Annotated in this window: 10 protein-coding genes; 8 read left to right on the top strand and 2 right to left on the bottom strand. The window is 55.6% G+C overall.

Annotation, left to right across the window (positions count from 1 at the left end):
* Positions 1–93: 93 nt before the first annotated feature.
* The 4 genes from B2952_RS06555 to B2952_RS06540 are packed head-to-tail and all read left to right on the top strand — an operon-like array spanning position 94 to position 6,697.
* Entirely contained in the window at positions 94–1,722 is a 1,629-nt protein-coding gene (locus tag B2952_RS06555; RefSeq protein WP_290729673.1) for a hypothetical protein, read from the top strand.
* Positions 1,722–3,458 (top strand): GDSL-type esterase/lipase family protein, encoded by a 1,737-nt coding sequence (locus B2952_RS06550; protein ID WP_290734817.1) that lies wholly within the window; start codon positions 1,722–1,724, stop codon positions 3,456–3,458. Before B2952_RS06555 ends, B2952_RS06550 begins: the two co-directional genes overlap by 1 nt.
* A 9-nt stretch (positions 3,459–3,467) precedes the next feature.
* A complete protein-coding gene (locus B2952_RS06545; protein ID WP_290734818.1) occupies positions 3,468–5,318 on the top strand; it encodes an MBOAT family O-acyltransferase in 1,851 nt (616 codons plus the stop codon).
* A 29-nt stretch (positions 5,319–5,347) separates the two neighbouring features.
* Positions 5,348–6,697: a THUMP domain-containing class I SAM-dependent RNA methyltransferase gene (locus B2952_RS06540; protein ID WP_290734819.1), complete on the top strand. Its 1,350-nt coding sequence runs from the start codon at positions 5,348–5,350 to the stop codon at positions 6,695–6,697.
* Here B2952_RS06540 and B2952_RS06535 read toward each other — a convergent pair.
* The gene (locus B2952_RS06535) at positions 6,694–7,239 is read right to left on the bottom strand and encodes a DUF5662 family protein (protein ID WP_290734827.1); all 546 of its coding nucleotides are present in this window, start codon (positions 7,237–7,239) and stop codon (positions 6,694–6,696) included. The two genes, B2952_RS06540 and B2952_RS06535, sit on opposite strands and share 4 nt — an antisense overlap.
* Here B2952_RS06535 and B2952_RS06530 point away from each other — a divergent pair.
* From B2952_RS06530 to thiC, 4 genes are all read left to right on the top strand, one after another.
* Complete coding sequence (locus tag B2952_RS06530; RefSeq protein ID WP_290729702.1) at positions 7,168–7,362, top strand: hypothetical protein; 195 nt, start codon at positions 7,168–7,170, stop codon at positions 7,360–7,362. The genes B2952_RS06535 and B2952_RS06530 overlap by 72 nt on opposite strands.
* A 90-nt stretch (positions 7,363–7,452) precedes the next feature.
* A complete protein-coding gene (locus B2952_RS06525; protein ID WP_290729661.1) occupies positions 7,453–9,063 on the top strand; it encodes a glycosyl hydrolase family 5 in 1,611 nt (536 codons plus the stop codon).
* A 116-nt stretch (positions 9,064–9,179) separates the two neighbouring features.
* Complete coding sequence (gene ilvD / locus B2952_RS06520; protein WP_290734820.1) at positions 9,180–11,039, top strand: dihydroxy-acid dehydratase; 1,860 nt, start codon at positions 9,180–9,182, stop codon at positions 11,037–11,039.
* 13 nt (positions 11,040–11,052) lie between these two features.
* The gene (gene thiC / locus B2952_RS06515) at positions 11,053–12,765 is read left to right on the top strand and encodes a phosphomethylpyrimidine synthase ThiC (protein ID WP_083535593.1); all 1,713 of its coding nucleotides are present in this window, start codon (positions 11,053–11,055) and stop codon (positions 12,763–12,765) included.
* A gap of 76 nt (positions 12,766–12,841) precedes the next feature.
* On the opposite strand, the gene B2952_RS06510 is transcribed toward thiC, so the two are convergent.
* Entirely contained in the window at positions 12,842–13,987 is a 1,146-nt protein-coding gene (locus tag B2952_RS06510; RefSeq protein ID WP_290728098.1) for a GGDEF domain-containing protein, read from the bottom strand.

The following is a 13,987-nucleotide window of genomic DNA, read 5'->3' as shown; positions in this document are numbered from 1 at the left end:
TACAAGGACATGCGCGTGGGCGAAATGCTCGTGGGCAGTCCCGACGCGATTGTCGAACGCAGCAAGATGAACATTGAACCGAAAAAAGCATAAATGACGCCTTTCAAAACATTCCTCAGCATTTTAAGCCTGTTCGTCGTGCTAGGCCTCATGGCGTGGCTCTACCCGGCAAGCGGGATAACCATCGCCGACACAACATTCCGGTTCCCTGCCCTTACGGACATCTTCGAAAAGCAGGACCCTTCCGAAAAGAAGGACCATCCGGAAGCTGCCGTCGAAAACGACCCGCAGAAGGCAATCGAAGAAATGATGGCCGCCACGCAGGCGAAGGAATTTGCCGAGTTTTCCGACTCGCTGAAATTCTACGAGGACTTTTTCAAGAACGGGCGCACCCGCTTCGACGTTCCCGGCGACGACCCCACGTGGTTTGATCGGTTCTTCCTGCATCTTGAGCTTGCGAAAATCGATTCGAACGTGGTTCACATCATGCACTACGGCGATTCTCAGCTAGAAGAAGACCGTATTTCAGCCACCATCCGCGAAGCACTGCAAACAGAATTCGGCGGTGGCGGTCCGGGCATGCTCCCTGCCGTGCTGAACATTCCATCGCAATCGACAAGCGTCTGGAACAACGGAGACCTTACCCGCTTCCTGCTTTTTGGTCCCGAAGAAGACCGCGCCGACCACAACCGCTACGGCCCGCTCGCCCAGGTCAGCAAACTCGAAGGCAGCGCCGTCATCGGCATCAAGAAGCGCGAAAACAAGAAGGATGATTTCCCACACGTCGGCGGCTACTCCAACATCAAGGTGCTCGCAAGCAAGCGCGGCAGCCTCAAAGTGCGCCTCGCCTACGAAACAACCGTCGTCGAGAACGAAGGAACCGACAAGGAAAAACGCAAGAAGAAATTCGTAGACGCTCCGGCACCCACGGACGATAAGTACGAAAAGCTCCGCGTGTTCAGTTGGAAGCTCCCCGACACAACATCGAACGCGAAGATTTACCTCGGCGGAAATGCCGAAATCTACGCCATCTCCGTAGATGGTCCCTATGGTGTCGCCGTGGACAACGTTGCCATGCGCGGTAGCTCGGGAACAATCTTCCACAGGATGGACCAACAGCTCCTTGCCGAATCGTACAAGGTCATGAACGCACGTCTCATCATCATGGAATACGGCGGAAACCTTGTTCCGAGCCTCAACAAGAACAATGTCGACTACACGAAGAAGCTCATCGCCCGTCAAATTCAAGCCATCCAAAAAGCGAATCCCGATGCAGACATCGTCTTTATCGGCCCCGCCGACATGGCCAAGCAGATAGACGGAAAAATCAAGAGTTACCCCGGATTGGCCCTCACCATTGCGACCCTCCGCGAAGTCGCTCTCGAGAATGGCGCCGCCTACTGGGACATGTACCGCGTGATGGGCGGAGAAGGCTCCATGAGAAGCTGGGTCAAGCAGTCGCCCCCGCTCGCCGGCGCCGACTACATCCATTTCAGCCGCAGGGGGGCTGCCTACATGGGCGAACTCTTCTGCAACGCGCTGCGCATGCATTACGACTACTTCAAGTTCCGCGACAAGCACAAGATTGACGATGCGAAGCTGAAGGACATTCGAGGCTATGCAGACAGCCTCGACAAGGCAAAGGAAGCCGCCGTTGCAGCAAAACCAGCCGACACATCTTCGATCGAAGAAAAAGTCGAATCGACCGCGGAGGGCAAATAATGAAACAGGTTATTCTGTTCATCGCAGCATTCGCAACAGCGCTCCTTGCTGCACCGCCAGTTTCGACACCCGCTAAATACGCCATCGAATACACGAAATACGACTTTATCGACTCTACCTTGAACTACATCCAATTTCCCAAGGGAAAGGATGCATTCGAGACATTCTTCAAAAAAATGGACTCGCTCGTATTCGAAAACAAGGGTAAAGTCAAGATTATGCACATTGGCGGATCGCATCTGCAAGCCGATGTCATTTCCGGTCGCATTCGCGATAGGCTCGTCAAGGAATATCCTGGTTCTTCTGCCGGACGTGGATTCATTTTCCCATATTCCGCAGCACGTACAAACACGCCCTCGAGCTACGGTTCGCAGTACAAGGGCATCTGGGACATGAGCAAGAACGTGCTCCGTGAAGTAAAAAAGCCGCTCGGACTTCTCGGAATTGCAGTCAGCACCTCGGATCCCCGTGCCGAATTCACGCTGTTGCTCGACAAGTACAACTCGGCTCCGATTTACGCAGAAACTAAATTCCGCCTCTTCGGCTACAGTGACAGCAACAACGTCGTTCCGGTCCTCGTGGTCGACTCGATAGACATCTACGGAGAACTTGACACGCTCACCCAGAGCTATGTATTCAAGAGCCCCCGCCCTATCGACACATTGAACTTCGCCTTCCGCTGGGCAGATTCGGCAATGCAAGCGAACGTCACGCAATACGTCGTCGATTCACTTATTCAGGATTCCATTTTCCGTGCGAACCTCGATACGACGGCAACCGATTCAAGCGCAGCCAAGAACGACAAAAAAGTCGCCCAGGAACCAGCCGAAGCCTCCGCAGACTCCATGTTCCAGGGTGGTTGCGACATCATGGACACCCTCTGTCTAGAACGCGAAGAATCCCAGAAGAGCATGCTTGCCGCCTGTGCGGACATTCTCGACTCGACCAAGAAAACGCAGGCCGATTCCATGCAGGTTGTCGTATGTGATTCTTTGATTACTTTATCAAAAACAATGTCTGCGGTGCGCCCGCGTTTTACGTTGACAGGCGTCATCTCCGAATCCGACTATCCGGGAATTATCTACACGAATGTCGGTATCAACGGCGCCCGCCTGCCGCATTATTTCGAGAACGTCTGCCCTCTTTTCGAAAAGGAGCTCTCATTCCTAAAGCCCGACCTTGTCATTTTTGCGATTGGCATCAATGACGCGAATGTCGAAAAATTCGATGAAAAGGCATTCCGCAACAACTACGAAACGCTCATTGAACGCATCAAGCGCGTGAACCCGGACGTCGCATTCATATTCGAAACCAACAACGACATGTACCGCAAGGTGCGCCGTCGCCGTTACGTGCAACATCCGGTTGGCGAACAGGCCCGCAAGGCATTCTTCCAGCTCGCCGAAAAATACCAAGCTGGCGTTTGGGACAAATTTTCGCTGATGGGCGGCCTGGGTTCCATGGCCAAATGGGAAAAGGCAAGTCTCGCCAAAAAAGATAAAGTTCACTTTACGATGGCAGGATACCACCTGCTCGGCGACATGTTCTACAAGGCTTTCATCGATGCCTACCAGCAGCATATCGCCGAACTTCCCGCACTGGAGCCCATCGTCCCCGAGGTCCCAGCTACCGATTCGACGCAGGCTCAAGCCGACACCTCGAAGGCTACCCCAGACACAACCAATGTCCAAGCAGACACGACTACAGCAGCCCCGGCCGATTCTACCAAGAAATAACGATTCAACATGCTCGATTACATAATCCCCTATCTCACACGCACGTTTGCTTTCGACCCGAACAGCCCGCTACTCTTTACGCAGTTCTACTTCTGGGGTTTCTTCGCGGTCGTTTTCGCCGTCTTCTCGCTCGTCCACAGGAAGCTTTTGCTCCGCAACGCATTCCTGTTTGCGACAAGCCTCTTCTTCTACTACAAGACAAGCGGCAGCTACGTCTGCATTCTCCTCTTCTGCGTGGTCGCGAACTTCTTTATCGGCAAGTGGATTGAGAAGGCGCAGGCGCATTGGAAAAAGAAGTTCCTGATGATTATCGTCGTCATCATCGACCTGCTCGTTCTCTGCTACTACAAGTATTCCTACTTCTTCCTCGACGCACTCCGCGACTTTACCGGCATCGAGTTGCATGTATACAACTTCTTTGCCGCCGCAAGCAACAAGATGTTCGGCACGCACTCGCTCGTCGATACCATCATTCTGCCCGTGGGCATCTCGTTCTTCACGTTCCAGGCGATGAGCTACTGCATCGACATCTACCGCGGTAAAATCAAGGCCGTCACGAACATCCTCAACTTCGGCTTCTACCTCTCGTTCTTCCCGCAGCTCGTCGCAGGCCCCATCGTGCGCGCCGACAAGTTCGTTCCGCAGCTCTACAAGCCGTATTTTCTCCCGCGCCGCACCTTCGGTATCGCCGTATTCTGGATCCTGAACGGTCTCGGCAAGAAGATTATCCTGAGCGACTACCTCGCGACAAACTTCGTGGACCGCGTATTCGATCAGCCGTTGCTCTATACGGGTCTCGAGAACCTCATCGCGCTCTTCGCCTATTCCCTGCAGGTCTACGCCGACTTCTCGGGCTATACCGACATTGCCATCGGCGTTGCCCTCCTGATGGGTTTTCGCCTGCCGCAGAACTTCAACAGCCCCTACAAGGCGCTCTCCCCCACCGAATTCTGGCGCCGTTGGCACATCAGCCTTTCGAGCTGGTGGCGCGACTACCTGTACATCCCGCTGGGCGGTAACCGTGGGGCATCCATCGGAACATTCTTCTGGATGGGCTTCTTGAGCCTTGTCGCCATCATGCTTTCGGGCAGCGTGTGGGTAGCCGTTGCCCTCATCGCGCTGTTCCTCTACATTTCCATTTACGCGTATTTCAAGCCCGATTCCCGCAAGTTCATCACCACCAACATGAACGCCATGGCCACGCAAATCGTGGGTGGATGGTGGCACGGAGCCAGTTGGAACTTCATCATCTGGGGCGGCCTCAACGGCTTTGGCCAGGTGTTCAACAAGATCTGGTGCAAGCGCAGCATCACCTTCCGCGCGAGCGCCGCATTCATCCTGTTCGCGACTAGCGCCATCATCTTCAAGAACTACCACATCGCCATCTTCGCGATTACCGCCGTCTACTTCGGCGTTCTATTCTTCGGCATCTATTCCGTACTCATCTTCCGCCTCTTCAGCCAGAATACGTACCATTGGCTCTATGTGGCATGGAACGTGACGCTCACCTTCGTGTTCATCACCTTCACGCGACTCTTCTTCCGTGCAGGCTCGAACCTCGACCCCGCCGAAGCGAACGAGGTCGCCTGGAACACCGCGAAGAACATGGTGCAGCAGATGGGAACCGCCTGGAGGTGGGACACCATCGGCACCATCGCCTGGCAGCACATCAACATCATCCTCGTGTTTATCGCGGGCATGCTCATCCACTGGGTTCCCAAGAAGTGGAAGAGCCGCTACCGCATCGCGTTCGCTTCGCAGCCCATCCCTCTGATGGTGCTTTCGACAGCGATCATCATCTTCGTGATTTACCAGTTCATGAGCGCGGATAGCTGCCCGTTCATCTACTTCCAGTTCTAGTTTAGACGATAGTTTTCGAGTGTAGCGACGTGGAAGAGCTAAATCAAGAGAATCGCGCATTCGAAAAAAGGCTCAAGCGGCAGGTCATCGGAAAGCCTCACCGCTTCTTGGCAGTTGTCCCGCTCGGGTTCGAGCAGACGTTTGTCCGGGAGTTCAATACCCTCGGGATTCAAACAACCATATGCGACCCCGGCATCGCGCAGGCCTCTAACCACCCGCAAGTCATTGGCGACGGCAAGGTCGAATTCACCGCAAAGATTACCGAAGCCTGGAAGGCCGTCGCATACACGCGCGTCGCAAACCGCATCATGATGCACATCGCCGACTTCAAGGCAGAAAACTTCCGCGAGCTCGAGAAGAAGGCCAACGAAATTCCGTGGGAGCTTTTCCTAGACAACAAGGGCCCGGCACGCGTCGACATCCACGTCACCTGCAAACATTCGCGCCTGTACCACAGCGATGCCGTTGCAGAGCGACTCGACAAGATTCTCCCCGCTCCTAGCACCCCGCAAAGTCTCTTTGTCTCACTTGTAGATGACCGCTGCACACTATGGCTCGACCTCGCGGGCGAAGAACTTTACAAACGCGGTCACGAGCGCTTCGTGAACGACGCCCCGCTCAAGGAGACAATCGCCGCGGGAATGATTCTCGAAGCCATTTCCACACTCCACATCATCCATCATCAATCATCCATCATCAATTATCCATTATCCATCACGCTCATCGACCCGATGGCCGGAAGCGGGACGTTCAGCCTCGAAGCCGCCTACCAGGCAAACGACCTTATACCGGGCCTCTGCCGCGATTTTGCCCTGAAGCACCAGCCCGCATTCAAGGAAGCGACGTGGAAATTCATCACAAGCCAAGCGCCACCTGCGAGCAGGCTTTTCCAGCTCGTCAATATCGTCACAAGCGACATCTCCGAAAAGGCAGTCGAAATCATCCGCCACAATGTGGAATGCAGCCCGCTCGCAACTGTCGCTCCGAGCGGCCCTGCACCGGTCCTCGACCCACAAATCCGCGACTTTTTCAGCTACACAGCCGCAGAAATCGCCGATGCAGCTCCGGGCCCGTCGCAACCTATCATCTTGCTGAACCCGCCTTACGGCAAACGGCTCGACTTTGACGCTCCCAGACTCTACACGCACATCGGCCGCCGACTCGCCGAGCTCGCCCGCGACCTGGCCCCGTTCAACAAAGCGCTTACAGTCGCCATCCTTGCCCCCAAGGACGACACACGGCCGGGTTCAAGATACACCTGCACCGCAAACCTGCTGCGCGAATGCCCTGCGCTAGACCCCGACAAGAACACCGAGGCCAAGAGCATCGCCACAAGCCATGGCGGCTTCGCCCTGAATGCGATAATTGCAAGGATTTAAAGTTTCGCGGGTTCCGTTCCAAGTGGCTCGGCAACATCCGCTTCCGGAAGCACCTGCGTCCGGCGCATAAACCGAAGAGTCTCCCTTTCGCCCTTCTCCGCAAGCATCTGCAGCAGATAGAGCAACTTGCGATAGGTCTTTCTGGTCATTTTCTCGTGAGCGGAACTGCGCGTCAGGTAGAGCAACGGGGATTCCTGCGTGTAGGCAGCCCTGTTGTAGGTCTTGGAAGCCGCCACACGGTCGCAAAACATTTCCTTGATGTAGCGGTCGGGCATGTCCATCGGCACAATCTTCTTGGTCGCCATCTCGTAGTCGTACCAGAACTCGAAATGGTGCTTGTTGCGACCCTTGTGATGCATCCAGGCGAGGCTGTAGCCCTTGTCATTCCTTTCGCCATTATTAGGCGACTGGTTACCCGTATAATATTTTGCACCGGGAATGAATTCCGTCGGGCTATATTTGGACAGATCGTGAAACAAGCCCTGGAAACCGATGCCTGCCTGGAAACACAGACGTATGACCTCGTGCCGGTGCCTGGTAATCGTAACAAAATGCCTAAACGGATGAAAACTCACGGGGCAAAGAATAGCTTTTTTCAGCAAAAAAATGTAAAAAAAATGGGAAAATTCACCCCGCAGGAACACCTAGAGAACACTTTGATTTGACATGTGTCACGCTAATCTTTTTTTTACATCTCTTTACACTTTATATATGTATTTTTGGCGGGAATGTTTGGGCAAACATGAGGTAAAAAAATGAAATCTCCTTTTTTCAAATCTCTGCTAGTTGCATGCGCCTTGGTGTGCACGTGGAATTGCACTGACGACCAGATTACGACTCCCACCCCGCAAGGAGGAGATCAATTCGCTGCTGTCACAATCCCCAGTTGGATTCTCTCCAGCGACCAAAATTACATCATTACGCCCACCGAGGCTGGGTTTGTCGTGTCGACCGCTTCGGGAACCCCCATCGGCTCGTACGACCCGGCATCAGGTGCGGTTATCGATGCCGCAGGAACGCTCATCGCGACTATCCCGGACCTCTCTCAACTCCCGGTAATTACCCCGGAACAGACCATTATCTACCCCGACGGCTCGATTTACGACCTTGCCGGCAACCCCATTGTTCCGACCACTGACCCGAACCAGGGTTCCGACCCAAATCAGGGAACCGATCCGAACCAGGGCCAAGATCCGAATCAAGGCCAGGATCCGAACCAGGGTGGACAGAATCCTCTCGTTTCCAGCTCGGCCACTCAAATTCCAGTCTCTTCCGCAACAACCAACCCGGAACAGCCGAAATCCTCCAGCTCCAGCCAGCAACAGCAGCAGCCGACTTCCTCCGCTGCTACCCCGAGCGGCCAGTGCAGCGAAAAGCAATGCTTCGACGCCGTTTCCAACAAGTGCGTCGAGCACTACGCTAGCCTCAAGGGTCCCAAGGACGAACAGTACGCCTACGACAAGTCCTGCACTATTACATGCTATTGGGATCCGACCGGCAAGGATTGCAAGAATATGGGCGTTTCGACTCAGCAGCCGAAGTCCAGCTCCAGCGCAAAGTCTTCGAGCAGCGCCAAATCGAGTTCTTCGGCAAAGTCCAGCTCTAGCAGTGCAAAATCCTCAAGTTCCAGCGCGAAGTCTTCGAGCAGCTCTCAGGGCGGCAACAATGGCACGTACCAAATCAAATATATAAATGGCGGAAAGAGCGGCTCCGGCTACGCGTCGCGCTACTGGGACTGCTGCAAGCCCCACTGCGCATGGCCTGAACATGGCGGAACAGCAAGCACCTGCGACGCCAGGGGAAACAAGATTAGCGACAAATCGGCAAGAAGCATGTGTGACGGTGGCGATGCAGGCATTTGTAGAAGCCAGTTCCCCGTTGTCATTAACGACACCTTGGCATTCGCCTTTGCAGCCACCCCGGGTGGCGAGAGCAACTGCGGCAAATGCTTCGATCTCGCCTTTACTGGCCAGGGCAAATACGCCACGGACAACCACTCGAAACTCAAGGGTAAGCACCTTATCGTCATGTCTAACAACGTTGGCTACGACGTGGCCGGCGGCCAGTTCGACGTGATGATCCCGGGCGGCGGCTACGGAATCTTTAACGGCTGCTCCCAGAAAATGGGATGGGGTTCCCAGGGCGCCCAATACGGTGGACTTTTGACAGAATGCGAAGAATCTTCGGGCTACAAGGCATCCACCTACAAGAGCTGCCTTACCAACAAGTGCAACTCTTCGTTCGCAAACGATCCTGAAGCCAAGGAAGGCTGCCTGTTCATGGCCAACTGGATGGAAGCTGCAGGTAACCCGCTCCACAATTACAGGGAAGTTGAATGTCCGCAGGAATTGAAGAATAGGTTCTAATCTATTAACGTTTTTACCTCTGAGACACCCGCCCATCGGGTGTCTTTTTTTATATTTATGCATATTTTATAATGGTCGCGGGATAATGAAACCCGCAAAATACAAAAGGAATAATTATGCCGAAACTTCGTTCGCTCAAGACTATGGAAGGCCGTGAAATGGCCGGTGCACGCGCCCTTTGGCACGCAACAGGAACCAAGGTGGAAGACTTTGGTAAGCCCGTTATTTGCGTGGTGAACAGCTATACCCAGTTTGTTCCGGGCCACGTTCACCTGAAGGACTTGGGCCAGGTGGTCGCCCGCGCGATTGAAGCCGCCGGCGGTGTCGCGAAGGAAATGAACACCATCGCAGTCGATGACGGTATCGCCATGGGCCACGACGGCATGCTCTACAGCCTCCCGAGCCGCGACCTGATTGCAGACTCCACCGAATACATGGCTAACGCCCACCGCGCCGACGCCCTCGTGTGCATCTCCAACTGCGACAAGGTGACTCCGGGCATGCTCATGGCCGCCATGCGCCTCAACATTCCGGCAATCTTCGTCTCTGGCGGCCCGATGGAAGCTGGCCACGTGACCACGAAGGATGGCAAGGACCGCGCCCTCGACCTGATTGACGCCATGATCGATTCCGCCGACAGCACCATCAGCGACGAAGAAGTGGCCGCCATCGAAGCGAACTCCTGCCCCACTTGCGGTTCCTGCTCCGGCATGTTCACCGCAAACTCCATGAACTCCCTGACCGAAGCCCTGGGCCTCAGCCTCCCCGGCAACGGCACCATCGTCGCGACCCACGCCGAACGCAAGAAGCTGTTCGAAGCCGCCGGTAAGCGCATCGTGGAACTCTGCCACCAGTATTACGATTTGAACGACGACAGCATCCTCCCGCGTAGCATCGCCACGAAGGACGCCTTCGAAAACGCCATGCGCCTCGACATCGCCATGGGCGGTTCCTCCAACACCGTGCTCCACTTGCTCGCCGTGGCCCAGGAAGCAGGCGTGGACTTCACCATGAAGGACATCGACCGCCTCTCCCGCAACACGCCGTGCATCTGCAAGGTGGCCCCGACCGTTCACAACATCCACATCGAAAACGTGAACCGCGCCGGTGGCATCATGGGCATTCTCGGTGAACTCGACCGCATGGGACTCCTCCACAAGGACGCAAAGACCGTCCACGCAAAGACCATGGGCGAAGCTCTCGAAGTGAACGACCTGAAGCGTAACCCCAGCGAAGAAGCCAAGCAGCGCTACCTCGCAGGCCCGGGCCGCAAGTACAACCTGGTCGCCTTCTCGCAGAACTTCATGTACCCGGATCACGACCTCGACCGCGCCACGGGTGCTATCCGCGATGGCGAACACGCCTACACCAAGGACGGCGGCCTCGCCGTTCTGTACGGTAACCTCGCTGTTGATGGTTGCATCGTGAAGACCGCCGGCGTCGACGAATCCATCTTCAAGTTCACCGGCCCCGCCGTGGTGTTCGAAAGCCAGGAAGATGCCGTGAAGGGCATTCTCGACCCGAACGTGGTGAAGGCTGGCGACGTGGTCGTTATCCGCTACGAAGGCCCGAAGGGTGGCCCCGGCATGCAGGAAATGCTCTACCCGACCAGCTACCTCAAGAGCCGTCACCTCGGCAAGTCCTGCGCCCTCCTTACCGACGGACGCTTCTCCGGCGGTACGAGCGGTCTCTCCATCGGCCACGCTTCTCCGGAAGCCGCCAACAAGGGTAACATCGGCCTCGTGCACACGGGCGACGTCATCGAAATCGACATTCCGAACCGCAGCATCAACGTGCAGCTCACCGACGAAGAGCTGGCCGCCCGCCGCAAGGAAATGGAAGCCCGCGGTGCCAAGGCATGGCAGCCTGAGAATAGAGACCGCGTCGTGTCCAAGGCTCTGCAGGCATACGCCGCCATGGCATCGTCTGCCGACAAGGGTGCCGTGCGCGATTTGTCTCTGATTGGCGTGAAGTAAGAAAAGGAAAGTAATGGATTCTCTCCTTAAACCTTTTATGAATTCCCGCAAGGTGTATGTTCCGGGAAAAATGTACCCGGACATCCGCGTGGGAATGCGCGAAATTTTGACCGAGGACCCCGAAACGCCGGTGGTTCCCGTGTACGACACGAGCGGCCCTTACAGCGATGTAGACGCCAAGCTCGACGTGACGAAGGGCATCGAGCGTTTCCGTGAATCGTGGATTATGGAACGTGGCGACGCCGAACAGCTGGACGACATGACGTCCGCTTATGGCCGCGCCCGCCGCGCAAACCACGAACTCGACCACCTGCGCTTTAATGCGGAACACCACCCGCTCCGCGCGAAGGCCGGGCACCACCTGACGCAGCTCGACTATGCCCGCAAGGGAATCGTCACCAAGGAAATGGAATACGTGGCCATCCGCGAAAACCAGCGCCTTGACGAACTCATGGCCCAGGGCAAAATCAAGATTGAAGGCTCTCCCATTACACCGGAATTCGTGCGCGACGAAATCGCCGCGGGCCGTGCAATTCTGCCGGGGAACATCAACCACCCGGAATGCGAACCGATGATTATCGGCAACCGCTTCCTCACGAAAATCAACAGCAACATCGGCAACTCCGCCATCACCTCTTCTATCGAAGAAGAAGTCGAAAAGATGGCCTGGTCCGTGCGCTGGGGCGCCGACACCGTGATGGATCTTTCCACCGGAAAGCACATCCACGAGACGCGCGAATGGATTATCCGCAACAGTCCCGTCCCTATCGGCACGGTGCCTATCTACCAGGCGCTCGAGAAGGTGAACGGCAAGGCCGAAGAACTCACGTGGGAACTGTACCGCGACACGCTCATCGAGCAGGCGGAACAGGGCGTGGACTACTTCACTATCCACGCGGGCCTCTTGCTGGAACACATTCCGCTTACCGCCAAGCGCACCACGGGTATCGTGAGCCGCGGCGGTTCTATTCTTGCCCTCTGGCAGATGCGCCACCACCAGCAGAACTTCTTGTACACGCATTTCCGCGAAATCTGCGAGATTCTCGCCGCTTACGACGTTGCCGTTTCTTTGGGCGATGGTCTGCGTCCGGGAAGCCTAGCCGATGCCAACGACGCGGCCCAGTTCGGTGAACTGGACACGCTCGGCGAACTCACGAAGATTGCCTGGGAATACGGCGTGCAGGTGATTATCGAAGGCCCGGGTCACGTACCCATGCACAAGATTCAGGACAACATGGCCCGCCAGCTCGAAAAGTGCCACGGCGCCCCGTTCTACACGCTCGGCCCCCTCACCACCGATATCGCACCCGGCTACGACCACATTACGTCAGCCATCGGCGCGGCACAAATCGGCTGGTACGGCACCGCCATGCTCTGCTACGTGACGCCCAAGGAACACCTCGGGCTCCCCGACCGCGACGACGTGCGCGCAGGTGTGGTCACCTACAAGCTCGCCGCCCATGCGGCCGACCTTGCAAAGGGCCATTTCGCAGCGCAGTTCCGCGACGACGCCCTTTCGCGCGCCCGCTTCGACTTCCGCTGGAACGACCAGTTCGCGCTATCGCTCGACCCCGAGAAGGCGATGGAATTCCACGACAAGACGCTCCCCGGCAGCCAGGCGAAGGCAAGCCACTTCTGCAGCATGTGCGGGCCTAATTTCTGCAGCATGCGCATCACAAGAGCTGTGCGGAATTTCGTCAAGACCGGCGAAGTGGGCGACGTTTAGACACCCGGGACACTTCACCCTTTTACCCAAAACCCTTAGACATCCGTCAAAGGGTTTTATTTATTCGCAAGAAAGCCTACTCTTCCTTCTTTTGCTTCTTCGCCTTCTTCTCGGCGTAAAGCATCTCGTCGGCTCGGGCGAAAAGGTCGGGAAGCATCTCGCCATTGCCGAGGCATTCGGCATAACCGATGCTCATCGAAAGATTGTAGGGCAGAGATTCAGATTCCAAGGCAAGCGCCTCTCGAATCGGGGCATAGATATCTGCCGGAGTTTCGCGACCACCGAGCGTAGCCACGAGGTTAAACTCATCGCCACCAAAACGGGAGATGAAGCACCCCTTCGGGCCGCACGTCTTTTTCAAAATTTTTGCAACTAAATTAAGAGCTCGGTCACCTTCCATGTGACCAAAATTGTCGTTGATCGACTTGAAATTGTCAATGTCCAGCACAAAGAAGTAGAGTCCCTTGTCCGAAGTTGGCTGTCTGAGCTTAGTATCCAGGAACGCATTCAGCTGGCTCCTGTTGTTGAGCTTTGTTAGCGGATCCGTAGAAATCATGCGCGACTGCGTCGTAAGGAACGCAAGAAGCATGGAAAGCACCATGGCTGATGCCGCCCCCGGAATGTCGGGATAGAGGACCTGCACCAGCACCCCGATTATCGGGAACGCCCCAAAGGACGAAAGGGACAAATAGAGCAACCTGTCTGCGTAATAGCGTTTCATGAAGATGCGACGCCCCGCAACGAGGCTCATCCACACCAAGTACAGGTAACAACAAATGACATAAACAACGAACAGCGGGCCGCGCGTATAGATAGTCCCATTCCCGATGTAGAATACCCATCCTGTCCAGATGCTAACAATCGAGAAGGCGGACCCAACAAAACTCGGAATTGCATACAGAAGAAGCTTTCGACGATTGTTCCAAAAGTCCAGTTCCATCGTGTATCCAACGAACCTCCAGCTCATGAAAATCACCCAGAGGCAGGATACCAGGTAGACGCAGCTGAGTATCGAATTCAAAGCATTGCTCCACCGGAAATCGGTTCCGGCAAGGCATTTCGTTACAAGATTCAGGACGAGAGAAAAGATTACCAGCAAAAAAAGGCGCGAGAGAATATTCCGGTTTGCCAATCGGCTCATGCTGGATCGAAGCGCCAGGAGCATCACCAGCACAACCGCGATGCAGAAGAGGATGATTTCGGCATAACCCATCAGGTACAT

Source organism: Fibrobacter sp. UBA7003, assembly GCA_002449765.1.
Taxonomy (GTDB): Bacteria; Fibrobacterota; Fibrobacteria; order Fibrobacterales; family Fibrobacteraceae; genus Fibrobacter.
This window is presented reverse-complemented; position numbering and strand designations above follow the sequence as displayed.

Excerpts from the sequence above, each read along its gene's own strand:
- B2952_RS06555 (WP_290729673.1), top strand. The coding sequence starts at position 94 with ATGACGCCTTTCAAAACATTCCTCAGCATTTTAAGCCTGTTCGTCGTG.
- B2952_RS06545 (WP_290734818.1), top strand. The coding sequence starts at position 3,468 with ATGCTCGATTACATAATCCCCTATCTCACACGCACGTTTGCTTTCGAC.
- B2952_RS06550 (WP_290734817.1), top strand. The coding sequence starts at position 1,722 with ATGAAACAGGTTATTCTGTTCATCGCAGCATTCGCAACAGCGCTCCTT.
- B2952_RS06510 (WP_290728098.1), bottom strand. The coding sequence starts at position 13,987 with ATGTACCTGATGGGTTATGCCGAAATCATCCTCTTCTGCATCGCGGTT.
- ilvD (WP_290734820.1), top strand. The coding sequence starts at position 9,180 with ATGCCGAAACTTCGTTCGCTCAAGACTATGGAAGGCCGTGAAATGGCC.
- B2952_RS06525 (WP_290729661.1), top strand. The coding sequence starts at position 7,453 with ATGAAATCTCCTTTTTTCAAATCTCTGCTAGTTGCATGCGCCTTGGTG.
- thiC (WP_083535593.1), top strand. The coding sequence starts at position 11,053 with ATGGATTCTCTCCTTAAACCTTTTATGAATTCCCGCAAGGTGTATGTT.